Origin of the sequence: Actinoplanes sp. NPDC049548, assembly GCF_040676695.1 — a bacterium.
Lineage (GTDB): Bacteria > Actinomycetota > Actinomycetes > Mycobacteriales > Micromonosporaceae > Actinoplanes.
This window is the reverse complement of the sequence record NZ_JBFAPM010000001.1, coordinates 371,585-396,836: the sequence shown is the minus strand read 5'-3', so window position 1 is coordinate 396,836 and position 25,252 is coordinate 371,585. Positions and strand designations below refer to the sequence as shown.

Sequence of the window (25,252 nt, the reverse complement as noted above, 5' to 3'; positions counted from 1 at the left end):
AGAGGCTACAGCCGAGGGGCCCCCGGCGGTCGAGCCATATCCCGCAGCAGGCGCTCCTCCTCGACCCGCCAGTAGCCGTGCTCCTTGCCGTCGAGGATCACCACCGGCACCCGGTCGCCGTAGTCGCGTTCCAGCTCGATCGAGTCGGAGACCTCGACCCGGATCCACTGGCCGGCCGCGATCCGGTCCAGCACGGCCTCGGCCTCCTCGCACAGGTGGCAGCCGGTGCGGCTGATGAGGGTCAGGCGGGTCATCGGAGGTCTCCCTTGCGTACCTTGCCGATCGCGGAGTGCGGCAGCTCGGCGACGAGCTCGATCCCGGTGGGCAGCTTGAAGCGGGCGAGCTGCGCGGCGCAGTGCACCTGCAGCTCCGCAGGGGTGGGCGGCGGGTCGAGGGCGGGGACCACGTACGCGTACGGCGCCTGGCCGGTCTGCGCGTCCGGCACTGCGATCACGGCCGACTCCGCCACGCCGGGGTGCCCGTCGAGCACCCGTTCAACCTCCGCCGGGTAGACGTTGAAGCCGTTCACCAGGATCAGCTCGCCGATCCGGTCGACCAGCACCAGGTCGCCGTCGGCGTCGGCGTACGCGATGTCGCCGGTGCCCCACCAGCCGTCCGCGTCCGGGCCGTCGGAGCCGTCGGGCCAGTAGCCGGAGAAGAGGTTGTCGCCGCGGACGACGATCTCGCCGGGGTCGGTGCCCTCGAGCTCCGAGTAGTCGATCTCGACCTCGTCGGCCGGGCTCGCGGGCACGGCGCCGTCGCGCCAGAGCACCGTGCCGTCCGCCGCGCGCAGCAGCAGGGACACCCCGGGCAGGGGACGGCCGATCGAACCCACCTTCTCGCGATCACTCACCGCAGTCGTCGTGACGACCGGGGCCGCCTCCGTCAAGCCGTACCCGATCATGATGGTCCGTCCGGTGACCGCGGCGAAGCGGGCCGCGTCATCGGGGTCCAGCGGGGCCGCGCCACAGACCGCCGTGCGCACCGCGGTGAAGTCGGGCGACGCCTCCCGCGACCAGGCGGCGTACATGGAAGGCACGCCGACGACGGCCGTGACCTGGTGTTCCTTGATGAGGGCGAGGGTCGCGGCCGGGTCGAAGCGATCGACCAGCACGCCGCACGCACCGTGGTGCGCGACAGCCCCGAGCCCGGTGTTGAGCCCGTAGGCGTGGAAGAACGGGATCGCCAGCAGCACCACGTCGTCGTAACCGAGCACCGGCGGCTCGATCCGCTGTAGCTGCTCGTGATTGGCCGCGAGAGCACGGTGCGTGAGCATCGCACCCTTCGGCCGCCCGCTCGTGCCCGACGTATAGAGAAGAACCGCGAGGTCCGTCGCGGCCGGCCCGTCCGCCGCGAGCGCCGGGCCGTCGTCCCCCAGCGCTTCCGACGGTACGCCCGCATCCTCCCCCAACCGCAGCCGACCCAGCACCGCCATCTCGGCGACAACCCGCGCGGCGCCACTGTCGGCCAGCGCGAACGTCATCTCGTCGGCCGTGTAGCCGGGGTTCAGCGGCACCGCGACGCGACCGGCGCGCAGCGTGCCGAAGTACGCCGCGGCGAACTCCGGGGTGTTGCCGAGAATGATCGCCACCCGGTCGCCGGGCTCGGTGCCCGTGGCCAGCCGCCGGGCCGCCCGATCGACCCGTTCGTCCAGGTCGGCCCAGGTGAGCACGGTGGCGCCGGCGATCAGCGCAGGACGGTCGGGGTGGCGCCGGGCGGCGGCGCGTACCGGATCGGGGGCCGGCTCGTCGGTGAGGTCTCCCACGACGCCCGAGTCTCGCACAAAGGGAACCCGAACGGGGTGCGCCGGACAGCCTGTCCGCGGCCGTTTCGAGGCTGTCCTGCATGGTGGCAGAAGTTCCTTCTGTGACGTCTGCGCCACTTCGGACTATTTTCGCGCAGCGCACACAGTGTGCGACTCCGTGTGTTGCCGCTCCGCAATACTTCCCGTCTGTGTAACGGAGTCCACATTCCGTGGGTGAGGTCGGCCTGCTCCATCGGGTCGCTTCACCCCGTTTTGTTGTGGACCGCCTTTTCGGCACCCCTTCATTCGACGGCCCGCCGGGTCAAGGAGGCGCAGTGAGTCATGTGTACGCCGGCGACCCGTACGGCCGCGATCTCTTCGCGGCTTACCCGAGCGTCTCGCAGGGGCTGAACGCCCTGCGCGAGGGCGTCGCCAACGCGATCCGCGGCGACGGGCCCAAGCGGACGCGCAACCGGCCGCACATCAACGAGTCGCCCAGCCGGCAGTTCCCCGCGACCGGGAACGTCAAGGGTGGGCGCGTCGCCGTGCCGGGACGACCCCAGCCACCGCAGCAGCCGGGCCCCGAACGCCGGGCCGGAGCGGTCGAGGGCGACCAGAACGTGGTGGTGCCCAGCCAGAGCACGACCGGGCCGCCCAGCGAGTCGGAACCGCCGAAGTATCCGGCGCGGCCCGACCCCGGCGACGCCGCGGCCGAGGTCTGGGCCCTGGTGGAGCGCGCCCAGGCGGGCGAGTCCGCCGCTTTCGGGCTGATCTACGACCGGTACGTCGACACCGTCTTCCGGTTCGTCTACTTCCGTGTCGGCAACCGGCAGCTCGCCGAGGACCTCACCTCCGACACGTTCCTGCGCGCCCTCAAGCGCATCGGCAGCTTCACCTGGCAGGGCCGCGACCTGGGCGCCTGGCTCGTCACCATCGCCCGCAACCTGGTCGCAGACCACTTCAAGTCCGGCCGCTACCGGCTCGAGGTGACCACCGGGGACGTCCTCGACGCCGACCGCGAGGACCGGGGGCCCGAGGGCAGCCCGGAGGCCGCGGTGGTGGACCACATCACCAACGTGGCCCTGCTGACCGCGGTCAAGCAGCTCAACCCCGAGCAGCAGGAGTGCATCGTGCTGCGGTTCCTGCAGGGGTTCTCGGTCGCCGAGACGGCTAAGACGATGGGCAAGAACGAGGGCGCCATCAAGGCGCTGCAGTACCGGGCCGTCCGGGCCCTCGCCCGGCTCCTGCCCGAAGGGTTCCAGTGGTGACGGTATTTTCCCGAATGTCGATCTCTCTCCGCGCTGTGGCGCAGGTCGCACCCGTAACCGGTCCTGCCGGTCGCGCGTTTGTCCCGGTGCGACCCGAGGTGGACCAACGGTCCGCCGGTTCCGTCGCGCCCGCCGGCAAAGCTGCCGGCGAGTCAGTCACGAGCGAAGGGAGGTGCCCGCGATGAACTTCGATTTCTTTGATCGCCGGAGCGCCGAGCGCTTCGCGGAGCTTCTCGACGAGACCAGCGGCGGCCGTCGCCACCACGCCCGGGGCCAGGCCGACGAGCAACTCGCCGAGCTGGTCGCCATCGGACACAGCCTCTCCGCGGCACGGTCCGGCGTGCAGGTCGATCCCGAGTTCCGGATGGGGCTGCGAGCGATGCTCGTCGCCACCGCCGAACGGGACGGCATCGGCGCGACGGCCACGGCGTCCGACCCCGAGCCGAATGCCGCCGAACCCGCCCGCAAGCTGTTCGGGCTGGCCGGGCGTCGCATCCGGGCCCGTGGTGCCATCGTCATCGGCGTCGCCGCCGGTGCCATGGCGGTCTCCGGTATCTCCGCCGCGAGCGAGAACGCCGCACCAGGTGACGCCCTGTACGGCGTCAAGCGCTCCACCGAGCGCGCCCAGCTCGCCATGGCCGGTTCCGACATCACCCGCGGGCAGCTCTCGCTGACGTTCGCCCGCAACCGGCTCGCCGAGGCGGTCGAGATGGCCGGCGACGACGCCAAGTTCGGCGACGCCCTGGACGACATGGACGCCGACACCAAGCAGGGCGTCAAGCTGCTGCACTCGGCGGCCGTCACCCGCCGCGAGTCGACGAGCCTGACCAGCGTCGACTCGTTCGTGGACAGCCAGCGCCGGGTGCTGAACGCGGCCCTGGACGAGCTCGCGCCCACCAACCGGCAGCGCGCGGAGAAGTCCCTGAGCCTGCTCGACGCGGTGCACGAGCGCGCCGACAACCTGCGGGACGGGCTGGCGTGCGACAACGTCACCCCGGCCGGCACGGACGCGCTCGGCCCGAAGCTGGGCGCGTGCCGTACCGGCGCCTCGGACTCCTCGACGCTGGAGCACCAGGAAGGCAAGGCCGGGGACGAGAAGGCGGCGCCCTCGGACGGTCAGGACGCCAAGAAGTCCGCCAAGCCCAAGGTCAGCGAGGACCCGGCGACGGACCCCGGCACCACCACGACCGGTAAGGCCGAGGCGCCGGTGACCGGCGTCCCGTCGTCCGACTCCGTGGAGGACCCGGCGCCGCTCATCTCGGAGGACCCGGACAACCCGCCGACCGGCAAGGACAAGAGCCTGATCGGTGGCCTGCTGGACGGGATCTTCCACGGCGACTGAGCACGGCCGACCGAGCAAGGTGAACGTGGCGAGGGGCGGTGCCGACACGAAGTCGGGGCCGCCCCTCACTGCGTACTGTAGCGCCCTTCGTCGAGAGCCTCACCGGCCGAACGGGTCGGGCCGCTTCTCGAGCAGGGAGTAGAGCGTCGCCTGAATGGTCTCGCGGACCTGGTCGGCGAGATTGAAGACCACCATCGGATCGTCCGCGTACTCGGTGAGGTGCGCGGTCGGGATCGGCGGGCAGAACTCGATCAGCCACTTGCTGGGCAACGGCACCAGACCCAGCGGCCCGAGCCACGGGAACGTCGGCGTCACAGGGAAGTACGGGATGCCGAGCAACCGGGCCAGCGGCTTGAGGTCGGCCAGGATCGGATAGATCTCCTCGGCGCCGACGATCGCGACCGGGACGATCGGCGTACCGGTGCGCAGGGCCGCCGACACGAACCCGCCGCGGCCGAAACGCTGCAGCTTGTACCGCTCGGCGTAGCGCTTGCCGATGCCCTTGAAGCCCTCGGGGAAGACCCCGACCAGCTCGCCGCTGCTCATCAAGCGCTCGGCGTCGGGGTTGCACGCGACGGTCGCGCCGGCCTTGCGGGCCAGTTCGGACAGCACCGGCATGCGGAACACCAGGTCGGCACCGAGCAGCCGCAGGTGCCGGTCGCCCGGGTGCTTGTCGCGCAGGGCGGTGGTCAGCATCAGCGCGTCGAGCGCCAGCGTGCCGGAGTGGTTCCCCACGACCAGCCCGCCGCCGGTCTCGGGAACGTGCTCGACGCCGAAGACCTCGGTGCGGAACCAGTCGCGATACAGCACGCGCAGCATCGGGTGGAACACGGCGTCGGTCAGCTCGGGATCGAAGCCGAAGTCGTCGACCTCGTACGCGCCGGCCAGCCGCCGGCGCAGGAACGCGAGGCCTCGCGCGACCCGTTGATCCCATACGTCGACCGCATCCGCCGCGCCGGCCACCACCGGCTCGGACGGCACCGTTTCCCTCGGCACTGTCGGCTCGGGAGTCGCCGGGGTCTCGGCGCCGGTCTCGGCCGGATCGGTGTGAGCGACCGGGCGGCGGCGGTTCGCGGGCTTGCGGACCGGCGGGGTGGCCGTACCCTCGCCCGGCTCGTCGGATCCTGCCTCCGCCGCCTCGTGATGCTCGTGCTTCTCGGCGGCCGCGGCCGCGGCGGCCTGCGGACGGCGGCGGGGACGCCGGGCCGCCGGCGGCGGGTCCGGCATGGGGATGGGCCGCTTGCCGTTCACCGGCTTGGGCGGGGCCGGCTGGGGCAGCGTGAAGTCGGCGTGCCCCGGCAGCGCGGCGTGGTGCTCGTCCTGGCTCATGACATGACGGCCTTGTCGTCGACGGCGCCCGCTTCCCCGGCAGCGCCCGCTTCCCCGGCAGCGGCCGCGCGGACCCGGCGGATGCCCTGGAGAATGGCCTGCTCGGCAGCCGCGAGCCGGTCCGCGGTCAGCGACGACCCGTTGCGGTGCCCCTTGATGAAGTCGTCGAAGGCGGCGGCGGTGGTGCGCGGGGTGAACCCGAACTCCTTGACCAGCCTGGCGGTGTCCACCACCCGGCCGTGCACGAAGAGGTCGATCTGGTCGAGGCCGATCTCGCCCACGCCCAGGTTGCGGGCCAGCCCGGCGACCGTCGACAGGGCGCCTTCCGGCAGCGGCACGGCCACACGCCCGGCCCTGCGCACCGCCTGGGACAGGGCGAGCACGCCGGCACCGGCGACGTTGAAGGTTCCGGGGTGGTCCTCGACGACCGAGCGGTGCAGGATCTCCAAGGCGTCGTCCACGTGCACGAACTGGAGGCGGGCGTCACGACCCAGCACGGTCGGCACCACGGGCTGGGCGAAGTAGCGGGTCAGCGACGTCTCGGCGGTCTCGCTGAGGAACGGCGCGAAGCGCAGCACGGTGGCCGCCACCTCGGGGCGGCGCCGGCGGAAGCCGCGGACGTACCCCTCGATGTCGAGGATGTCGCGGGCGAAGGACCCGCGGGGCACGGCGCGGGGCTCGGTGTCCTCGGTGAACACGGCCGGGTCGCGGAACGAGGCGCCGTACGCGGCCGTGGACGAGCGCACCACCAGCTTGCGCAGCCGGCGGGCGCCCTGGGCGGCCGCGAGCAGCTGCATCGTGCCGATGACGTTCTGCTCTTTCATCGCCGCCCGGCCGCCGTGATGCGGGTCGGGCGCGCCCGTTACCGCGAGGTGCACGACGGCCTCGGCGTCCAGCTCGGCGAGGGCGCCGGTGGCCGCACGCGCGTCGGCCCGGATCTGCTCGACGTCCGTCAGCAGGGCCGCGAGGGCCGGTGGCGGGTCGTGCGGATCCAGGCCGATGACCCGCTCGATCCGGGGGTCGGCGGCGAGCCGGGACGCCACCCGGGCGCCGAGGAAGCGGCTGACCCCGGTGACCACGACGACCCGCGGCGGGGCCGCGACTTCAGACGACACCACGGGCGCGCCTCTCACGTGCGGCTTCTTCGAAGGCAAGTGCGGTGGCCGGGTCGAGGACCCGGCCGGGCGTCACTTGCCGAGACGGCGACGCTGGACGCGGGTCTTGCGCAGCAGCTTACGGTGCTTCTTCTTCGCCATACGCTTGCGGCGCTTCTTGACCACGGAACCCATACGTCATGCCTCTCGAAACCATGTGGGCCGGCCGTGACGCGCAGGGGCACGCCGACCGGACTGACAGCGGTCTGCCCCTCGGCCGCGGCGCGAGAACGCACGCGGGTATCACGGGGCGAACCGCTCCAGCGTAGCGGCCCGGCCTGTGCGAGACCAACACGGCCCCTCGCCAGAAGCGTCCGGGCCCGCGGGTCGTCAGGCGGTCTGGGAGAAGGCCCCTCGCAGGTACGTGTGCACGGCGTGCTCGGGCACCCGGAACGAGCGACCCACCCGGACGGCGCTCAGGTCGCCACCGTGCACCAGCCGGTAGACGGTCATCTTGGAGACCCGCATGAGCGCGGCCACCTCGGCCACGGTCAGGAAGCGCACCTCGGCCAGGCGTTCCTCGGCTTGGGCTGGACCCGTCATCTCCTCGCACCGATCCTTTCGCAGGCGCCTCCGCCACGGCCGGACAGGCCTTGCGCCGCGGCGGACTGGCGCGCGTGTCATCAGTACGGTATCGAGACGGCTGTTACGAGCGCGATGCGTTCCGTGAAATGACCACAAAAAGTCAAGCCGACACGCGGGTTTTATCCCGAAAGGTGACTTACTTCTTGCTGGTGAGCGCTTTGCCGAAGAAAGCGACGTTCGCCGGACGCTCCGCGAGGCGGCGCATCAGGTAGCCGTACCACTGGTCGCCGTAGGGGACGTAGACGCGCACGGTGTGCCCGGCGCCTGCCAGCCGCGCCTGCTCCTCGGGGCGGACCCCGTAGAGCATCTGGAACTCGAACTGGTCGGACCGCCGGTCGAACCAGCGCGCCCGGTCCTCGGCGATGGCGATCAGCCGCGGATCGTGCGTCGCGATCATCGGGTAGCCCTCGCCGGACATCAGGATGTTGAGGCACCGCACGTACGCCTTGTCGACGTCCAGCGTCGACTGGTACGCGACCGACTCCGGCTCCGAATACGCCCCCTTGCAGAGCCGCACCCGCGACCCGGCGGTGGCCAGCTCCCGGCAGTCCCCCTCGGTCCGGCGCAGGTACGCCTGCAGCACGGCACCGGTGTCCGGGTAGTCCTTGCGCAGCTCCGCGAGGATCTCGAGCGTCGAGTCCGTCGTGGTGTGGTCCTCGGCGTCCAGCGTCACGGTGGTGCCCGCCTCGGCCGCCGCCGCGCAGACCGCGTGCGCGTGGTCGTACGCCATCCGATCGTCGATCTTCTGGCCGATCGCGGAGAGCTTGAGGCTGACCTCGGCCGCCGGTGTCAGCCCCGCGTCCCGGAGCCGGCCGAGCAGCGTCAGGTACTGGTCCTTCGTGGCGATCGCCTGCTCCGCCGTCGTGGTGTCCTCGCCGAGGTAGTCCAGGCTGATCGCGAGCCCGTCGTCGGCCAGCTCGCGGCTCGCCCGCAGGGCGTCCGTGACGCCGTCGCCGGCCACGAACCGCTTGACGATCCCCCGGGTCACGGGGGCGGAGGAGATCAGCCGCTCCATCCGGGACGACCCGGCGGCGGCGAGAAAGACGGAACGGAGCATGAGGCGAGCGTATCGCCCGCGAGCAGCCCGGTCGCGGCAGAGCCGCCACCGGCCGCACCAGGCCCGGGAACCATGTTCGTGCGGGACAGGTGAGGTTACCGTTGTCGGGTGAACTTCGATGCGTACGCGCGCACAGCAGTGGAGCTGGTCAACGCGGGCCTCGGCGACCTCGACGGGTTGAAGGCGCTGTTCGGCGACGAGCTCGCCTGGATGAGCGACGAGGTCACGGAGAAGGACCTGGCGGTCTTCCGCCGGGCTCAACGCCGGCTGCGCGACGTCTTCGAGTACGGCACCTCGGGCCGCGACGCCGACGCGGTGACCGAGCTGAACGCGCTCCTCGAGGCGTACCCGGTGCAGCCGCGCATCTCGGGCCACGACGCGAGTGACTGGCACATGCACGTGACCAGCCGGGGTGCCTCCGTGAGCGCCGAGTTCCTGGCCGGCGCGGCGTGGGGCCTGTCGGTGTGGCTGTGCGAGTACGGCAGCGCCCGGTTCGGCATCTGTGCGGACGAGCGGTGCGGCAACGTCTACCTGGACACGTCGTCCAACAACTGCCGCCGCTTCTGCTCCGAGCGCTGCGCGACCCGCTCGCACGTCGCGGCCCACCGGGCCCGCAAGCGCGCCGCCACGCTCACGCCTGCCTGATCACGGTCGGCCGCGCGCCGGCCTGATCACCCGCCGGCCTCACGCCCGCGTGACCGCCGGCGTCTGGGACTCCGCCGGGGCGAGGTGACGGCGGGCGAACTCGAGCGACTCCCGCAGGTCCTGCACCCGCACGTCGCGGCTGGTCACCTTGCGGGTGGAGACCTCCAGCGCCACCGAGCCGCGGAAGCCGCTGCTCGACAGCGACCGCAGCAGCTCCGCACACGGCTGGTTGCCCCGGCCCGGCACGAGGTGCTCGTCGCGTCCCTCGCCGGTGCCGTCGCCGAGGTGGACGTGCTTGAGCCCGGACCCCATGCGCGCGGCCATCTCCAGCGAGTCCATCCGCGCCGCCGCGCAGTGCGAGATGTCCAGCGTGTAGGCGTCGTAGCCGGTCTCGGTCGGGTCCCACCCCGGCACGTACGGCACGAAGTTCCGGCCGGCCATGCGTACGGGATACATGTTCTCGATCGCGAAGGTCGTGTCCGGGTGCCGGGCCTGCACCTTCGCCAGCCCGGCCGCGAAGTTGCGCGCGTAGTCGCGCTGCCACGTGAACGGCGGGTGCACGACCACGGTCGGCGCCCCGAGCGTCTCGGCGAGCTGGGCGGCCCGGGACAGCCGCTCCCACGGGTCCGGGCTCCACACCCGCTGGGTGACCAGCAGGCACGGCGCGTGCACGGAGAGCACCGGCACGCCGTAGTGTCGGGCCAGCCCCTCGAGGGCGCCGGCGTCCTGGCTGACGGCATCCGTCCAGACCATGACCTCGACACCGTCGTAGCCCACCGTCGCCGCCATCTCGAACGCGGCCGCGGTCGGCTCGGGGAAGACGGAAGAGCTGGACAGGAGTACGGGGACGCGGGAAGTCACGCGTCAAGGGTAGACCCGTCGGGCGCGCCTGCCAGTTCCTCGGTCGGTATACATGGGGGCAAACCCGGCCCGCTGCACGCGGGTGCGCGGGTGGCACGCGTACGCTGTCGCAGTGAGTCGCCGCACCCAGCTCCGCATCGTGATGGACGACGCGGCAGCCGCCCGCGCCCGCGAGGTGGACCTCGACTTCCCTCGCGAGTGGATCGAGTTCACCGACCCCGCCGACGAGCAGCACGTCGTCCGCGCCGACCTGACCTGGCTGCTGTCCCGGTGGACCTGCGTGTTCGGTTCCGCCTGCCACGGCATCATCGCCGGTCGCGCGCAGGAGGGCTGCTGCTCGCACGGCGCCTTCTTCACCGACGCCGACGACGAGAACAGGACCAAGCGTGCGGCGGCCCGGCTGACGCCCGAGAACTGGCAGCACTACCGTCGCGGTTTCAAGAACTACACCGAGATGGACACCGTCGACGGCTCGAAGCCGGCCCGGCGTACGGCCACCCAGGCGGGCGACGGCCCCTGCGTGTTCCTCAACGACGCCGACTTCCCGGGCGGCGGCGGCTGCGCCCTGCACGCCCAGGCCCTGCGCGACGGCGTGCACCCACTCACCTACAAGCCGGACGTCTGCTGGCAGCTCCCCGTACGCCGCGAACAGGACTGGTCGAAGCGCCCCGACGGCACCAAGTACCTGCTGTCCACGCTGACCGAGTTCGACCGCCGCGGCTGGGGACCGGGCGGTCACGACCTCGACTGGTGGTGCACCTCGTCCCCGGACGCGCACGTGGGCACCGAACCCATGTACAAGTCCTACGGCCCCGAGCTGGCCGCCCTCATCGGCCAGGAGGCCTACACCGAGCTGGCCCGCCTCTGCGACCAGCGCGTCGCCTCGGCGATGGTCGCTCCGCACCCCGCGACAGTCGCCGCCCAGGCCTCAGCGGCCCCGAAGAAGCGCGGCGGCCGCGAACCCGCCGCCCCACCCCGCTCCTGAAGCCCCTCACGGCTCGAACTTGTACCCCAGACCACGCACCGTGACGATGTAGCGCGGAGCGCTGGGCTCGGGTTCGACCTTGGAACGCAACCGCTTCACGTGCACGTCGAGCGTCTTGGTGTCGCCGACGTAGTCCGCACCCCAGACCCGGTCGATGAGCTGGCCCCGGGTCAGCACCCGCCCGGCGTTCCGCAGCAGCAGCTCGAGCAGCTCGAACTCCTTGAGCGGCAGCTGGACACCCGCTCCGTCGACCGTGACCACGTGGCGCTCCACGTCCATCCGCACCGGGCCCGCCGCCAGCGTGGGCGTCGTCTCCTCGGCCGCCTCCGCGCCCTGACGGCGCAGCACGGCCCGGATGCGCGCGACCAGCTCGCGCGGCGAGTACGGCTTGGTGACGTAGTCGTCCGCCCCGATCTCGAGCCCGACGACCTTGTCGATCTCGCTGTCCCGGGCGGTCACCATGATGATCGGTACGGCGGAGCGCTGCCGCAGCTGCCGGCACACCTCGGTGCCGGACATCTCGGGCAGCATGAGGTCGAGCAGGACGATGTCGGCGCCGGTCCGGTCGAACTGCGTCAGCGCCGAGGTGCCGGTCGGGGCGACCGAGACCTCGAAGCCCTCCTTGCGGAGCATGTACGACAGGGCGTCGGAGAACGACTCCTCATCCTCGACCACGAGCACGCGAGCCAATGGGGGTTCCTTTCCTACTCCGCCGGCCGTCAGGCCGAGGGGAGCCCGGCCGCGCCGGACTCGATCTCAATCGCAGCCGGTAACGGCAGCGGGGATTCCGGGGGTCGCGCCGGTAGGCGCAGGGTGAACGTAGATCCACCACCGAGGGTGCTGGACACGTCGACGCGGCCACCGTGGTTGGTGGCGATGTGCTTGACGATCGCCAGGCCCAGGCCGGTGCCGCCGGTGGAGCGGGAGCGCGCCTGGTCGGCGCGGTAGAAGCGCTCGAAGATGCGGTCGACGTCATGCGGGGCGATGCCGATGCCCTGGTCCGCGACGTCGATCTCGACCCACTCCTCGTCCTGGCGCATGCTGAGCAGCACCCGGGTGTCCTCCCCCGAGTAGGCGATCGCGTTCTCGACGAGGTTGGTGACCGCGGTGGCGATCTGGGTGTCGCTGCCGTAGACGGTCGCGCCCTTGGGGCCGGTGTAGGCCACCTCGATGCCCTTGGCCGCGGCCGTGGTGCGGGTGCGGTCGACGACCTCGGCGAACACCCAGTCCAGGGCGACCGGCTCCGGAGTCGGCAGCGGTTCCGCGCCCTGCAGCCGGGTCAGCTCGAGCAGCTCGTTGACGAGCCGGCCCATCCGCGCGGACTCGTGGTGGATGCGCTCGGCGAACCGCCGCGCCGCGACGAGGTCCTCCGATCGCTCCTCCAGCGCCGTCTCGGGCAGCTCAGTGGCGTCGAGCAGCGCCTCAGCGAGCAGCTGCAGCGCGCCGATCGGGGTCTTGAGCTCGTGGCTCACGTTGGCGACGAAGTCCCGGCGGACCCGGGCCAGTCGGTGCGACTCGGTGACATCGGCGGCCTCGACGGCGACGTGGGTGGCGTTGAGGGCCACCGCGCGCAGGTGCAGGCCGAGCGGGGCCGGGGCGTTGCCGGCCCGGCCGCGGGGCAGGTCCAGCTCGACCTCCCGGCGTACGCCGGTGCGCCGCACCTGGCCGGCGAGCGTACGCAGGATCGGGTGCGCCGCGATGGTGCCGGGGGCGCCGCCGGAGCGCAGCAGCCCCATGGCGCGCGCGGAGGGGTTGACGAGCACGGGGTTGTCCTCGGCGTCGAGCACGACCACGCCCACCCGCAGCGAGTCGAGGCTCTTGCGGCCCAGGCCCTTGAGCCCGTGCTTGCCGCTCGGCTCCTCGTCGATGTCGATCTTCCGTCCTCCCTCGCTCGCACCGGTCGGCGGACCGGCCACCGGCACCGCCGGGCCCGGCCTGCGGGTACGCGCCAGCAGCCACCCGGCCGCCACGCCCACCAGGAGCGCGACGATCGGGAGGGCTATGACGTACACCGTGTCCACGCAGCGATCGTAGGGTCATTGTTTACCTGGGCCGTACGGATAATCGGACAAATCCGGCGCGCTTCGAAGAATGTTCACCACCCGGCCCGGCGTCGTTCACCGCCGTTCATGTCCAGGCCGCCGAGCCCTCCTAGCGTGGCCCCTGCAAGCCCCGCTCACCCCGGCCGCCGACCCCGGTCGGCCGGCCACGAAACCCCAGGACGAGATCATGCGCGAGGAGTTCCAGGCCGACCTCCACGAGGTCAGTCGCCTGCTGGTCACGATGGCGGAGGCGGTGCGCGCCGCGTTGCGCAAGGCGACCACCGCGCTGCTGACCGCCGACCGGGAGGCCGCCGAGTCCGTCGTGGCCCGCGACGCGGAGATCGACGAGATCTACCGCCAGGTCGAGACGAAGGTGGCCGACACCATCGCCCGGCAGGCCCCGGTCGCCTCCGACCTGCGGATGGTGATCACGGCCCTGCACATCTCCGCGGACCTCGAGCGGATGGGCGACCTGGCCGAGCACGTCGCCAAGACCGCGCTGCGCCGGCACCCGTCCCCGGCCGTACCGGCCGAGCTGCGCCCGGTCTTCCGGCAGATGGCGGAGGTGGCCGACCGGATGGCCGACAAGATCACCACGGTCCTCGCCAACCCCGACGCCCAGCTGGCGGCGGAGCTGGAGAAGGACGACGACGCCATGGACGACCTCGAGCGTGACCTGTTCAAGGTCCTGCTCCACGACGACTGGCCCTACGGCGCCGAGACGGCCATCGACGGCGCGCTGCTCGGCCGCTTCTACGAGCGCTACGCCGACCACGCCGTCAACTCCGGCGAGCAGATGATCTACCTGATCACCGGCCGCCCGGTGAACCAGGACTGATCCACCGAACACCACAGCCGGGATGCCACGGAGGCATCCCGGCTGTTGTCACTGCAGGACTTCAGCGCCCCTGGTTGGCGACGGCCGCAGCCGCCTCCTTGGCGAGCTCGGGGTCGAGGTAGGCGCCGCCGGCGGTGACCGGGCGCAGCGAGTCGTCCAGGTCGTAGCGCAGCGGGATGCCGGTCGGGATGTTGAGCTTTGCGATCGCCTCGTCGGAGATCTGGTCGAGGTGCTTCACGATCGCGCGCAGCGAGTTGCCGTGCGCCGCCACCAGCACGGTCTTGCCCGCGCGCAGGTCCGGGACGATCGCGTCGTACCAGTACGGCAGGGCACGCAGCAGCACGTCCTTCAGGCACTCGGAGCGCGGCTTCAGCTCCGGCGGCAGCGCCGCGTAACGCGGGTCGTTGAACTGCGAGTACTCGTCATTGTCCTCGATCGGCGGCGGCGGCACGTCGTACGAGCGGCGCCAGAGCATGAACTGCTCCTCGCCGTACGTCTCGAGGGTCTGCTTCTTGTCCTTGCCCTGCAGCGCGCCGTAGTGGCGCTCGTTGAGCCGCCAGTGGCGCTTGACCGGGATCCAGTGCCGGTCGGCGGTGTGCAGGGCGATCTCGCTGGTCCGGATGGCGCGGCGCAGCACGCTGGTGTGCACGACGTCGGGCAGCAGCCCGTGCTCCTTCAGCAGTTCGCCGCCCCGGCGGGCCTCGGTCTCACCCTTGGCGTTCAGGTCGACGTCGACCCAGCCGGTGAAGAGGTTCTTGGCGTTCCACTCGCTCTCGCCGTGGCGCAGCAGCACAAGGGTCCCAGTCATGACCTCCATCCTGCCGCAGCCCGCAGGGCTTCGTGCGCCGACCCTCAGTGGCGACCACCACGTGGAAACCGGGCTGCACGGACGCTCGTCGATCACTAGGTTGTAAGTCCAGGGACGTCAAGCGGTACTTACACGGGGGTGCGAGCGTGCGCGGATGGTTGCGGGAGGCGGCGGGCGGGCTGCCCCGGCACTTCTGGTTCCTCTGGACCGGGACACTGATCAACCGGCTGGGTTCCTTCGTCGTCATCTACCTGGCCATCTACCTCACCCAGGACCTGCACTTCTCGCAGAGCCAGGCGGGCGTGGTGCTGGGGGCGTACGGCGTCGGCGGCGCGGTCGGGACCATGGGCGGCGGCGTGCTCACCGACCGCTGGGGCCGGCGTCCCACGATGCTGACCGCTCAGTTCGGTTCCGCCGCCGTGATGCTCACGCTCGGTTTCGCCCAGGGGTTCGGGCAGCTGGTCGCCGGCGCCTGCCTGCTGGGCGTCTTCGCCGAGGCGGTCCGGCCGGCGTTCCAGGCGATGATGGTCGACGTGGTCCCGGACCGGGACCGGATCCGCGCCTACTCGCTCAACTACTGGGCGATCAACCTGGGCTTCGCCGGCGCGGCGATCCTGGCCGGCCTGGCCGCCCAGTTCGACTACCTGCTGCTGTTCGTCGTCGACGCGGGCACCACCGCGATCACCGCCCTGATCACGCTGGTCTTCCTGGCCGAGACGCGGCCGGCGCGGGTCGCCGCACGCCGGGCGCGCGGCGGGCCGGGGCTGGGCACGGTGTTCCGCGACCGGGTCTTCCTGGCCTTCCTGGGCCTGAACTTCCTGATCGTCCTGGTGATCATGCAGCACATGTCGACGCTGCCGATCGCGATGAGCGCGGACGGTCTGAGCCCGGCCACGTTCGGCTGGGTGATCGCGGTGAACGGGCTCATGATCGTCGCCGGCCAGCTCTTCGTCCCGAGGCTGATCGACGGCCACAACCGGTCTCGGGTGCTGGCCCTCGCCACGGTCATCCTGGGCGCCGGCTTCGGGCTCACCGCCTTCGCGGGTACGCCCGCCTTCTACGCGGTCACGGTGGTGATCTGGACGCTCGGCGAGATGCTGCAGAGCCCGTCCAACTCGGCGCTGGTGGCGGAGCTGTCGCCGTCCCTGCTGCGAGGGCGCTACCAGGGCGTCAACTCGCTGTCCTGGTCGGCCGGCTCGGCCCTGGCCCCGGTGATCGGCGGCTTCGTGCAGCAGCACGCGGGCAGCGCGGCACTGTGGCTGAGCTGCGCGGTGGTCGCGGCCCTGGTGGCCGCCGGTCAGGTGATGTCGGGCCCGGCCAGGGAACGCCGCGCCGCGGAGCTCCGCGTGTCGGAACACGGTCCGCTCAACCCTTCCCCGGCCGCGACGGAGACACTGCACGAAGAAGACGTCACACCACCCCGCCAGGCACCCTTGGGGGCCGCAATTGGCCTTCCGGGCGAGTGAAGGCTCATCCGTGAGGGTGGAGTTGCCTTGTGTGACGGTTCCGACAGATGGCAGTCAGCCAACTGGCTTGTAAGCCTTGACGCCCCCAACTAGCGTGGTCGATGGACGCCGAGCCGTCAGTTCGGGGAACGGGTCGACCCTCCGGGGTCGCCGCGGATCGGCGTTCGGGGACGGGTGGCATCAGCCGTTGGGGGACGGCGCGACCCGAGACCGGCGGTTAGTGCGGGCGACGCCTATGGGGATGGGTGTCGCCCGCCGCCGCCGGCGCCGACCCTCTTCTCACTCTTCTCTCCCGGGCCGGGCCCGCGGCCAGGTGCAGCAATGCGCCCACGGCGCCGACGGCGGCCACGATGAGCCAGTGCCCCTCGCCGAAGATCTGCAGGCCGGCCCCGCCCAGTGCCGGGGCCAGGAACGAAGCCGCCGGGAACGTGAGGAAGAACACCGCCTGGTAGCGCCCCCGCAGCTCCACCGGCGCCAGCTCGGAGTTGATCTCCGCGTTGGGCGGGGCGGCCAGCATCGACCCGACGGTCCACACCCCGGCGGCCACCAGATATGCCGGCAGGCGGTCCGCCACGGCCAGCGCCGCGAACCCGGCCGCCATCACCGCGAGGGCGACGGCCAGCACCCGGTCCTTGCGGTGCCGGTCGATCAACCTGGGCACGAACAGCTGCCCCGCCACGATGAGCAGCCCGCTGAGCGCGGTCAGCAGGCCGTAGTCCGACGGGTCCAGGCCGTCGTCGCGCATGGCGAGCGGCACGATGGTGTTGGTCTGGCTGTAGAGCAGCGCCTGCAGCAGCGTCAGCCCGACGAAGGCGAGGAAGATCCGGTCGGTCAGCGCGGTGCGCATGCCACCCGCGGCCGGTTCCGCGACGATGGTCCGCCGCCGGGTCTCCGGCACCTTCCAGGCGATCAGTACGCCGGTGAGCAGCGTCGACGCCCCGTCGATGAGGAACAGGCCGAGGTAGCTCCACTCGGCGAGCACCCCGGCGAGCAGGGAGGCACCCGCCATACCGAGGTTGAACGCCCAGAACTGCAGGTTGAAGGCGCGTGACCGCTTCTCCGCGGGAACCACGTCGATGATGGCCGCGACGAACGCGGGGCTCGGCATGGCCTGGGCGAGGCCGAGCAGCAGGGCGAGCGCCGCGATCACCCGCAGGTTCGAGGTGAGCGCCAGGGCGACCAGCAGCGCCGCGGTGGCGAAGTGGGAGGCCAGCAGCGTGGACCGCCGCCCCCAGCGGTCGGTGAGCACGCCGCCGAGCAGGGTGCCGGCCACGCCGCCGATGCCGTACCCGCCGACGATCAGGCCGGCCAGCGCCGCGGAGGCGCCGCGCTGGGCGGTGAGGTAGAGCGACAGGAAGAGGACCGCGAAGCCGCCGACCCTGTTGATCAGGAGACCGGTCCACAGATACCAGTACGTGGTGGGCAGTCCTCCGACAGCATCCGCCCACCACGCGTACGCCTTCCGCACCCGGCCTCCAACTGGCAACGCACTTAACTAATGCGCTCCCACGTTAGCTCCAGCCTCAGCCGGCGTCCGGTCGCGTGGCCGGGTCGGCGAAGTGCGCGAAGGCCTGCAGGTTGGCCAGGGACTCGCCGCGTTTGACCCGCCAGTCCCATTCGCGGCGGATGGCCGTACCGAAACCGATCTCCAACATCGAGTCGAACGACTCGTCGGCGTACGTCAGGACCGCGCCGAGCAGCCGGTCGAGCTCGTCCTCGTCGAGGCCCTTGAGGCTCACCCGGCCGGTCAGGTAGACGTCCCCGGCCTGGTCGATGGAGAAGGCGACGCCGTACATGCGCGCGTTGCGGCGCAGCAGCCAGGCCCACAGCTCCTCGTGCTTCTCGTCGGGGTGGCGCATGACGAACGCCTCGATCCGCAGGGCGTGCTCGCCGACGATCAGGTTGCAGGCGGTCTTGAGCTTGTGCGTGCCGGGCATCGTGACGACCCACGAGGACTCGCCGGTGGACTCGCAGGGCAGCTCGCGCTCCGCGCACACGCGCTCGATCAGGGCGCCGATGTCGTTCACCACGAGAAGGAGCCTGCCAGACGGGCGGCGATGAGCGCGCGGTGCTCCGACACCGCCTCGCGATAGACGCGCAGCAGTCCTTGCGCCGTACGGTCCCAGGAGAAGTGCGAAGCGTGCCGCACCGCCCCGATCGACAGCCACAGCCGCCGGCCGGGAGCGGCCAGCAGCCCGCCGAGCACGCCCGCCCAGTCCCGGGGGTCGTGCCCGTCGACGAGGGCGCCGCTGACGCCGTCGACGACCGCGGTGACCAGGCCACCGACCGCCGCCGCGACCACCGGCGTGCCGCACGCCTGCGCCTCCACGGCGACCAGGCCGAACGACTCGTTGTGCGACGGGACCGCCACCAGGTCCGCGGACCGGTACAGCGCGGCCAGCGCATCGCCGGTCTGCGGCGGCAGAAACCGGATCTTGTGCGCGACGCCGAGCGAGGCGGCGAGCTCGATGAGCGAGGTGGGCCGGTCGAGGCCGCTGCCGCTCGGCCCGCCGCAGATGACGACGGTGACGTCGGCGTCCCGCAGCGGCTCCTCGGCCAGCGCCCGGATCAGCACGTCGGGTCCCTTGAGCGGCTGGATGCGGCCGACGAAGGCGATCACCCCGCCGTGCTCGGGCAGCCCGAGACGGCGGCGGTCGGCCGCCTGGCTGTCACCGGGTCGAAACCGGCCGAGGTCGACGCCGGGCTGCACCACGCTGACCCGGGTGGGGTCGGCGTCGTAGCAGGAGACCAGGTCCTGCGCCTCGAACCGGGTGTTGGCCACCAGCCGGTCCGACTCGGCGATCACCTGCTCCTCGCCGATGACCCGGGCCTTGGGCTCCGGACGGTCGCCGGCGGCGATGAACCTGTTCTTGACCTTGGCCAGGGTGTGCGCGGTGTGCACGTGCGGCACCCCCCAGCGCTCCCGGGCCAGCCAGCCGACCTGCCCCGACATCCAGTAGTGCGAGTGGATCAGGTCGTAGTGACCGGGTGGGTGCGCCGCCTCGGCCCGCAGGACACCGTTGGTGAACGCGCAGAGCTGGGACGGGAGCTCTTCCTTCGACAGGCCTTCGAACGGCCCGGCCGTGATGTGCCGCACACTGACACCGGGTGCCATCTCGACGACCGGGGGCAGCTCGCTCGAGGTGGCCCGGGTGAAGATCTCCACCTCGACACCGAGCTGGGCGAGCCGCTTCGACACCTCGACGATGTAGACGTTCATGCCGCCGGCGTCGCCCGTACCCGGTTGCTCGAGGGGCGACGTGTGCACCGAGAGGGTGGCGATGCGTCGGGGAGTCGGCCAATGGCCCGCGGCCCGCGGATCAACCACGTCGTGTCCTCTCGAAAGCTTTGTTACGCCATCGTTCATCTTCCCCATCCCACGGTGCTGAACCCACTCCCAGGCGGTCCGGGGTGACACACGTCATGAGGCAGGATCGAGGCATGGTGCAGAAGAAGATCGCCGTCGTCACCGGCGCGTCCAGCGGCATCGGCGCGGCGACCGCCCGCCGCCTGGTCGCCGAGGGTTTCCATGTCGTCGCCGCGGCCCGCCGCGCGGACCGGCTGGAGGCATTCGTCAAGGAGGTCGGTGACGCCTCCGCAACGGCCGTGGCCTGCGACGTCACCTCCGACGAGTCGGTGGCCGAGCTGGCCGCCGCCGCGGCCGGGCTGGACGGGAGCGTCACGCTGCTGGTCAACAACGCCGGTGGGGCGCGCGGGATGGACCCGGTCGCCGCCGGGTCCGTCGACGACTGGCAGTGGATGTACGACGTCAACGTGCTCGGCACCCTGCGCGTCACCAAGGCCCTGCTCCCCGCCCTCGAGGCGAGCGGCGCCGGCACCGTGGTGACGGTCGGCTCCACCGCCGCGTTCACGGTCTACGAGGGCGGCGCCGGCTACACGGCCGCCAAGCACGCCCAGACCGCGCTCGTCGGCACGCTGCGCCTCGAGCTGGCGGGCAAGCCCGTACGCGTCATCGAGATCGACCCGGGCATGGTGCACACCGACGAGTTCTCGCTGAACCGCTTCGGCGACGCGGACCGGGCCGCGGCCGTCTACGCCGGCGTCAAGGAGCCGCTGGTCGCCGACGACATCGCGGACTGCATCGCGTGGACCGCCACCCGCCCGCAGCACGTCAACGTCGACCGGCTGGTGGTCCGCCCGATCGCGCAGGCCGCCCAGCACAAGGTCGTCCGCGAGCAGAGCTGATGACCAAACCGCTCGGGGCCGTCACGCGGGGGACCACCAACCCCAATCGGCTGCGCCGGGTGGACAAGTTCATCGCGTACCGGTGCGGGGATCTGCTGGCCGCCGCGGAGGCGCCGCTGGTGGTCGACCTGGGTTACGGCGCGACGCCGATCACGGCGATCGAGCTGCGGGCCCGGCTGGCCACGGCGGTCCGCCCGGACGTGGCGGTGGTCGGCCTCGAGATCGATCCGGTACGCGTGACCGCCGCGCAGCCGTACGCCGACCCGCCCCTGCTGCAGTTCCGCCGCGGTGGCTTCGAGCTGGTCGGCCTGCGCCCGCACGTGGTCCGCGCGTTCAACGTCCTCCGCCAGTACGCCGAGGACGAGGTCGCCGCGGCCTGGCGGACGATGACCGCCACGGGCGCGGTGCTGGTCGAGGGCACCTGTGACGAGCTGGGCCGGATCGCCACCTGGGCGGTGGTCGAGGCGGGCACGCCCCTGACCCTCACCCTGTCGGCGCGACTGTCCGACCTGGACCATCCGGCGACGTTCGCGGAGCGGCTGCCGAAGGCGCTGATCCACCACAACGTGCCCGGTCATCCGGTGCACGACCTGCTCGCGCAGCTCGGTGCGGCGTGGGAGGCGAGCGCCACCCCGTTCGGCCCGCGGCAGCGCTGGCTCGCGACCGTCGAGCGGTTCCGGTCGTCGTGGCCGGTGCTGGACGGGTCCGCGCGCTGGCGCCGCGGCGAGCTGAGCGTGCCCTGGCCGGCATGACGAACGGGCCGGCCTCCATGCGGAGACCGGCCCGTTCCTCGGGGGGCGAACAGCGCCTTACTTGGTGATGGTCACGTCGAACATCGGGTCGGCGGCGACCTTCTTGAACGCGGCCAGGGCGGAGGCGGTGGAGTCGACCGAGATGTCGCGGTCACCCTCGTCGTCGTTCTTGGTGTCGAAGTAGACGACGGCCTTCACCTGCGGGTGCGCCTTCAGCTCCGGGATCACGGTGTTGAACGCCGGCGCCTTGTCCACGATGGTCTTCGTGCGGTGGTACATGCCCCACTCCGCGACCATGATCGGCTTGCTCGGGTGGTTGGTGACCGACCAGTCGTACCAGCCGAGACCGCCGGTGGACGGCTTGCGGTCGAGGATGTCGCCCATGTCGCCGTAGTGGTAGTAGCCCTTCTCGACGCTGACGTACGAGTCCAGGCCGATCCAGTCGACGACGTCGTCACCCGGGTAGAGGTCCTTCCACCACGACTGCGCCATCCACTTCTCGTTACCCATGTACGCGATCACGTTGATGGCGTTGGTGACGCCGTTGGCCCGCAGCCGGTTGATGACGTAGCGGTACATCGCGGCGTAGTCCTTGGCGGTCATGCCCGAGCCGGCCGTGTTGTTGACGTCGTTCTCCGGCTCGTGGTGCAGGGCGAGGAAGAACTTCTGGTTGTAGGTCTTCTTCACGTACGCCGACCACGCGTCGATCCGCGCGTCCTGGCCACCGGCGGCGACCTTGGCCCACGTGGTGCCGTACGCGACCTTCCAGTTCAGCAGCAGCACCCGCGGGTGGGCCGGGTCCTGGGTCATCGCGATCTCGGACTTGGTCGGGAACAGCTCGTTGCCCTTGTGGTAGGTGTGGAAGATCGACGCGGTCCGGCCGGTGGTGGCCTCCCACTCCTTCAGCGCCTGGTCACGCGGGGTGTCGGTGAAGCCGCCGGCCGCCGCGCCCCAGAGCACGCCGCAGGACGGCACGAGCAGCGCGTCGGTGGCGCAGCCGGTCGCCGGGGCCGTCGTGGTGGGCGGCACCGTGGTCGGCGGGGTCGTCGTGGGAGCCGTCGTCGGCGGGGTCGTCGTGGGAGCCGTCGTGGGCGGCACCGTCGTGGGAGCGGTGGTCGGCGGCACGGTGGTCGGAGCCGTCGTCGGCGGCACCGTCGTCGGCGCGGTGGTGGGCGCCGTCGTGACCGGGGTCTTGGTGGGGGCGGTCGTCGGCGCCGTGGTGGGCGTGGCGGCCTTCTTCACGACGGTCAGCAGCAGCTCGGGGCCGCCACCGGTGGCGTCGCCGTACTCCAGCGAGCGCATCCGCGTGACGCCGGTCGTGGCCGCCGACTTGAGCGCGAAGGCGTACGTGCCGGACTTGCTGACCACCTTGGACAGGTCGAACACGAGGGTCGTGTCGGTCACCTTGGGCAGAAGCGAGGCGATCGCCTTGCCGGGGACCGGGGCGTTCGCCGCGGTGAGGGTCTTCTCGGACCACGCGGTGGTGACCGGGTGGACGCTCAGCGTCGCGGCCATCGGCTTGCTGTCCAGCGGCAGCCGCAGCTCGGCCCGGGTCACCGTGGAGCCCGCCGCGAGCTTCGGAGCGAACTTGAGGTACGAGAACCGGGTCTCGCCGCCGTCCTTGCCGACGACCAGCTTGTCCGCCTGGCCGAAGTTGGCGGTCCGGCGCGTGCTCGACGTGTACGAGTCGTCGGTGCTGAAGACGCTCACGGTCGAAGTGGTCGTCGCGGCGTTCGCGGTGCCCGCCAGCGCGAAGCCCGCGCCCACGGCGACCACGCCTGTCACGGCTACGCCGATCATCCCCCGCCTGGCAGTCACGTCGAGTCCCCCTGTATGTCAATGAATCGCTGTCTGACATCCAGGTTCGACAGGGGCGGGTGCTGCTCCGGCTTGCGTTCGGGTGCAGCCCAGGTGCCGCTCCACCGGGCGGGGACCAGGCGGCACAGGGCGTACCGAATGAAGGGCTTTTCGGCCGGAGTCCCGGCGCGGAGCGGACAGACGAAAGCGCCGCCGGACTATGGTCCGGCGGCGCTCGGCGGGTGGTGCGGGTCGGTCAGCTGGTGGGTGCCTTCTCGGCCAGGATCAGCCGCAGCGCGTCGAGCAGCACGTCCGAGGTGAACGGCTTCTTCACGAGCAGCGAGTCCTCGGCGATCAGGCCCTTGGTGACGGCGATGTCCTTGGGCAGACCGGAGATGTAGACGACGCCCATGTCCGGGCGCAGTTGCGAGCAGTTGCGGGCCATCTCGCCCCCGGAGACACCCGGCAGGCCGAGGTCGGTGACGAGCACGTCGATGACCCCGGGATGCTCGCGGCAGACCGTCACGGCCTGCTCGGGGTCGCCGGCGACCAGGGTGGAGAAGCCGCGGCGTTCGAGCATCCGGCGCATGATGTCACGCAGGTCCTCCTCGTCGTCGACGACGAGGACGGTGGGACGCTCTTCCGAAACTTCCGACATTGAGAGCCTCCTGGCAGCTGTAGACGTTCACGCTAACCGCGAGCAGCAGTGCGGGTGCCGCTTTCCCGGCAATCAGAGCGTGAGCTTCCACTTGTCCAGAACGCCGGTCGCGCCGTAGGTGTCGCGGACCTGCAGCGACCACCGGCCGTTGCGCGGGGCACCCGACAGGTCGATCGTGTACGTCTGCGAGATATTGGCCGTTTTGTCGGCCAAGTTGGCGGCCTTGAGCGTACGGGTGACACCACTCGGATCGATCAGTGAGACGACGAGCGAGCCACGATACGGGTGCAGCACCTCCACGGTCACCGTGGAGGTGGCCGACGCCGTACCGGAGCAGTCCGAGACGGTCTTGCTGCTGGTGGCCGTCGACCACCGGTTGATCCGGACGTCCGTGCCCATGACGAACGGCCCGCAGGCGGTGGCCGCCACCGGGACCGCCGGGGCGGCGACCGGGGTGTTGAGGAAGCCGGTGTACAGCGACTTGTTCACCGAGCCGCTGCCCGGGTTCACGACCTTGTCGGCGACCGCGTTACCGGCCAGCGCGGCACCGATCTGCGCCGGCGACCAGGCCGGGTTCGCCGCGGCGACGAGGGCGGCGGCGCCGGCCACGTGCGGAGTCGCCATGGAGGTACCGCTCATGATCGACGTGCCGGTGTCGGACGAGGCGGCGGCCGAGGTGATCTTCACGCCGGGCGCGAAGACGTCCAGGCACGAGCCGTAGTTCGAGAACGAGGCGCGGGTGTCGGTGCTGTCGACGGCGCCGACCGTGATGGCGGTCGGGGCGGACGCGGGCGAGTAGCTGCAGGCGTTCTTGTTGTCGTTGCCTGCAGCGACCGCGTACGTGATCCCCGCGCTGATCGACTTGGCCACCGCGGAGTTCAGGGCCGAGCTGGCCGGTCCGCCGACGCTCATGTTGGCCACGGCCGGCTTGACCGCGTTCTTCGTGACCCAGTCGATGCCCGCGATGATGGCCGAGTACGAGCCCGAGCCGCTGCAGTCGAGCACCCGGACACCGACGATCTTGACGTCCTTGGCGACGCCGTACGTCTTGCCGCCGATGGTGCCCGCCACGTGCGTACCGTGCCCGTTGCAGTCCTGCGCGGTGCTGTCGTTGTCGATGAAGTCCCGGCCGTAGCTCGCCCGGCCGTCGAACTCGCTGTGGCTGATCCGGACACCGGTGTCGAGCACGTACGCCGTGACGTTCGACGCCGAGCGGTAGGTGTAGGTCTTCGACAGCGGCAGCGCCTGCTGGTCGATCCGGTCGAGCCCCCAGACCGGGTTGGTCTGCGTGTCGGCGAGCGTGGCGACCGCGTCCTGCTCGACGTAGGCGACGGCGGGGTTGGCGGCGAGGCGGCGCGCCTCCAGCGCCGTCATGCCGGTCTGGAAGCCGCGTACGGCCGACGAGTAGCTGGCCCGCACCTGGCCGCCGTACCGCCGGGCCAGGGCCTTCGACAGGGTGGGCACCTCGGTGACCCCGTCCTTCAGCACCACGATGTAGCTGCCGCTGATCGCGCCGACCGCGGCCGCGCGGACCGTGCCGAGAGGCAGGGCCGACGGGGTGCCGGCGGAGGCCGTACCGGCCACGCCGGTCACCGCCGCCACGGTCGCCAGGCCTACGGTGAGTGCGAAGCGTGCGGCGCGGCGCCGTCCGTCGGTACGTGTCACTCGGGTTCCTCCCTCGTCCGGCCGCGCACATCACCCGAATGACAGGCATG

24 protein-coding genes and 1 pseudogene are annotated in these 25,252 nt (G+C 71.5%); 8 read left to right on the top strand and 17 right to left on the bottom strand.

Annotated features, from left to right (window positions below; translation table 11 throughout):
- Positions 1-5 precede the first annotated feature (5 nt).
- Entirely contained in the window at positions 6-254 is a 249-nt protein-coding gene (locus AB0J80_RS01885) for a glutaredoxin family protein (RefSeq protein ID WP_364699220.1), read from the bottom strand.
- Complete coding sequence (locus tag AB0J80_RS01880; RefSeq protein WP_364699218.1) at positions 251-1,765, bottom strand: AMP-binding protein; 1,515 nt, start codon at positions 1,763-1,765, stop codon at positions 251-253. Before AB0J80_RS01880 ends, AB0J80_RS01885 begins: the two co-directional genes overlap by 4 nt.
- A gap of 461 nt (positions 1,766-2,226) precedes the next feature.
- Between AB0J80_RS01880 and AB0J80_RS01875 the strand changes: the two genes are divergently transcribed.
- Both AB0J80_RS01875 and AB0J80_RS01870 read left to right on the top strand, forming a co-directional pair.
- Positions 2,227-3,012 carry an ECF subfamily RNA polymerase sigma factor, BldN family gene (locus AB0J80_RS01875; RefSeq protein WP_364700145.1) on the top strand — a complete coding sequence of 262 codons (786 nt, stop codon included), beginning with the start codon at positions 2,227-2,229 and terminating at the stop codon, positions 3,010-3,012.
- Positions 3,013-3,193: 181 nt separating this feature from the next.
- Positions 3,194-4,033 (top strand): annotated as a pseudogene (locus tag AB0J80_RS01870) (DUF5667 domain-containing protein); the annotation flags it as partial.
- Positions 4,034-4,453: 420 nt separating this feature from the next.
- Here AB0J80_RS01870 and AB0J80_RS01865 read toward each other — a convergent pair.
- The 5 genes from AB0J80_RS01865 to AB0J80_RS01845 form a co-directional block, all read right to left on the bottom strand.
- Positions 4,454-5,683 carry a lysophospholipid acyltransferase family protein gene (locus AB0J80_RS01865; protein ID WP_364699216.1) on the bottom strand — a complete coding sequence of 410 codons (1,230 nt, stop codon included), beginning with the start codon at positions 5,681-5,683 and terminating at the stop codon, positions 4,454-4,456.
- Positions 5,680-6,801, bottom strand: coding sequence for an NAD-dependent epimerase/dehydratase family protein (locus AB0J80_RS01860; RefSeq protein WP_364700144.1), 1,122 nt, complete (start codon positions 6,799-6,801; stop codon positions 5,680-5,682). Before AB0J80_RS01860 ends, AB0J80_RS01865 begins: the two co-directional genes overlap by 4 nt.
- A gap of 69 nt (positions 6,802-6,870) precedes the next feature.
- The gene (locus AB0J80_RS01855; protein ID WP_007465623.1) at positions 6,871-6,972 is read right to left on the bottom strand and encodes an AURKAIP1/COX24 domain-containing protein; all 102 of its coding nucleotides are present in this window, start codon (positions 6,970-6,972) and stop codon (positions 6,871-6,873) included.
- A 195-nt stretch (positions 6,973-7,167) separates the two neighbouring features.
- Complete coding sequence (locus AB0J80_RS01850; RefSeq protein ID WP_364699214.1) at positions 7,168-7,380, bottom strand: helix-turn-helix domain-containing protein; 213 nt, start codon at positions 7,378-7,380, stop codon at positions 7,168-7,170.
- 178 nt (positions 7,381-7,558) lie between these two features.
- On the bottom strand, positions 7,559-8,479 hold the full coding sequence (locus AB0J80_RS01845) for a proline dehydrogenase family protein (RefSeq protein WP_364699212.1): 921 nt from the start codon (positions 8,477-8,479) through the stop codon (positions 7,559-7,561).
- A gap of 108 nt (positions 8,480-8,587) precedes the next feature.
- Between AB0J80_RS01845 and AB0J80_RS01840 the strand changes: the two genes are divergently transcribed.
- The gene (locus AB0J80_RS01840) at positions 8,588-9,124 is read left to right on the top strand and encodes a CGNR zinc finger domain-containing protein (RefSeq protein ID WP_364699210.1); all 537 of its coding nucleotides are present in this window, start codon (positions 8,588-8,590) and stop codon (positions 9,122-9,124) included.
- Positions 9,125-9,163: 39 nt separating this feature from the next.
- Here AB0J80_RS01840 and AB0J80_RS01835 read toward each other — a convergent pair whose 3' ends face one another.
- Complete coding sequence (locus AB0J80_RS01835; RefSeq protein WP_364699208.1) at positions 9,164-9,985, bottom strand: sugar phosphate isomerase/epimerase; 822 nt, start codon at positions 9,983-9,985, stop codon at positions 9,164-9,166.
- 112 nt (positions 9,986-10,097) lie between these two features.
- Here AB0J80_RS01835 and AB0J80_RS01830 point away from each other — a divergent pair, with 112 nt between their 5' ends.
- Positions 10,098-10,970, top strand: a complete 873-nt coding sequence (locus AB0J80_RS01830) for a hypothetical protein (protein WP_364699206.1) — start codon at positions 10,098-10,100, stop codon at positions 10,968-10,970.
- 6 nt (positions 10,971-10,976) lie between these two features.
- Here AB0J80_RS01830 and AB0J80_RS01825 read toward each other — a convergent pair whose 3' ends face one another.
- Both AB0J80_RS01825 and AB0J80_RS01820 read right to left on the bottom strand, forming a co-directional pair.
- The gene (locus tag AB0J80_RS01825; RefSeq protein ID WP_364699204.1) at positions 10,977-11,660 is read right to left on the bottom strand and encodes a response regulator transcription factor; all 684 of its coding nucleotides are present in this window, start codon (positions 11,658-11,660) and stop codon (positions 10,977-10,979) included.
- Positions 11,661-11,689: 29 nt separating this feature from the next.
- Positions 11,690-12,991: an ATP-binding protein gene (locus AB0J80_RS01820; protein ID WP_364699202.1), complete on the bottom strand. Its 1,302-nt coding sequence runs from the start codon at positions 12,989-12,991 to the stop codon at positions 11,690-11,692.
- Positions 12,992-13,199: 208 nt separating this feature from the next.
- On the opposite strand from AB0J80_RS01820, the gene phoU reads away from it, so the two are divergent.
- Complete coding sequence (gene phoU / locus AB0J80_RS01815) at positions 13,200-13,850, top strand: phosphate signaling complex protein PhoU (RefSeq protein WP_364699200.1); 651 nt, start codon at positions 13,200-13,202, stop codon at positions 13,848-13,850.
- 61 nt (positions 13,851-13,911) lie between these two features.
- Here phoU and AB0J80_RS01810 read toward each other — a convergent pair whose 3' ends face one another.
- Entirely contained in the window at positions 13,912-14,658 is a 747-nt protein-coding gene (locus AB0J80_RS01810) for a phosphoglyceromutase (protein WP_364699198.1), read from the bottom strand.
- Positions 14,659-14,804: 146 nt separating this feature from the next.
- On the opposite strand from AB0J80_RS01810, the gene AB0J80_RS01805 reads away from it, so the two are divergent.
- Entirely contained in the window at positions 14,805-16,124 is a 1,320-nt protein-coding gene (locus AB0J80_RS01805; RefSeq protein ID WP_364699196.1) for an MFS transporter, read from the top strand.
- Positions 16,125-16,341: 217 nt separating this feature from the next.
- On the opposite strand, the gene AB0J80_RS01800 is transcribed toward AB0J80_RS01805, so the two are convergent.
- Genes AB0J80_RS01800 through mshA form a run of 3 tightly spaced genes read right to left on the bottom strand, consistent with a single transcriptional unit; the run spans position 16,342 to position 19,452 of the window.
- On the bottom strand, positions 16,342-17,592 hold the full coding sequence (locus AB0J80_RS01800) for an MFS transporter (RefSeq protein WP_364699194.1): 1,251 nt from the start codon (positions 17,590-17,592) through the stop codon (positions 16,342-16,344).
- A 55-nt stretch (positions 17,593-17,647) separates the two neighbouring features.
- Positions 17,648-18,151, bottom strand: a complete 504-nt coding sequence (locus AB0J80_RS01795) for a YbjN domain-containing protein (RefSeq protein WP_364700143.1) — start codon at positions 18,149-18,151, stop codon at positions 17,648-17,650.
- The gene (mshA, locus tag AB0J80_RS01790; protein ID WP_364699192.1) at positions 18,148-19,452 is read right to left on the bottom strand and encodes a D-inositol-3-phosphate glycosyltransferase; all 1,305 of its coding nucleotides are present in this window, start codon (positions 19,450-19,452) and stop codon (positions 18,148-18,150) included. The genes AB0J80_RS01795 and mshA overlap by 4 nt, the downstream gene beginning before the upstream one ends.
- Positions 19,453-19,547: 95 nt before the next feature.
- On the opposite strand from mshA, the gene AB0J80_RS01785 reads away from it, so the two are divergent.
- Positions 19,548-20,330: an SDR family oxidoreductase gene (locus AB0J80_RS01785; RefSeq protein WP_364699190.1), complete on the top strand. Its 783-nt coding sequence runs from the start codon at positions 19,548-19,550 to the stop codon at positions 20,328-20,330.
- Positions 20,330-21,082, top strand: a complete 753-nt coding sequence (locus AB0J80_RS01780) for a class I SAM-dependent methyltransferase (RefSeq protein ID WP_364699188.1) — start codon at positions 20,330-20,332, stop codon at positions 21,080-21,082. Before AB0J80_RS01785 ends, AB0J80_RS01780 begins: the two co-directional genes overlap by 1 nt.
- 57 nt (positions 21,083-21,139) lie before the next feature.
- On the opposite strand, the gene AB0J80_RS01775 is transcribed toward AB0J80_RS01780, so the two are convergent.
- The 3 genes from AB0J80_RS01775 to AB0J80_RS01765 form a co-directional block, all read right to left on the bottom strand.
- Entirely contained in the window at positions 21,140-22,900 is a 1,761-nt protein-coding gene (locus AB0J80_RS01775; protein ID WP_364699186.1) for a DNRLRE domain-containing protein, read from the bottom strand.
- 235 nt (positions 22,901-23,135) lie between these two features.
- On the bottom strand, positions 23,136-23,537 hold the full coding sequence (locus tag AB0J80_RS01770; protein WP_364699184.1) for a response regulator: 402 nt from the start codon (positions 23,535-23,537) through the stop codon (positions 23,136-23,138).
- Between the two features lie 72 nt (positions 23,538-23,609).
- Positions 23,610-25,202 (bottom strand): S8 family serine peptidase, encoded by a 1,593-nt coding sequence (locus AB0J80_RS01765; protein ID WP_364699182.1) that lies wholly within the window; start codon positions 25,200-25,202, stop codon positions 23,610-23,612.
- Positions 25,203-25,252 lie beyond the last annotated feature (50 nt).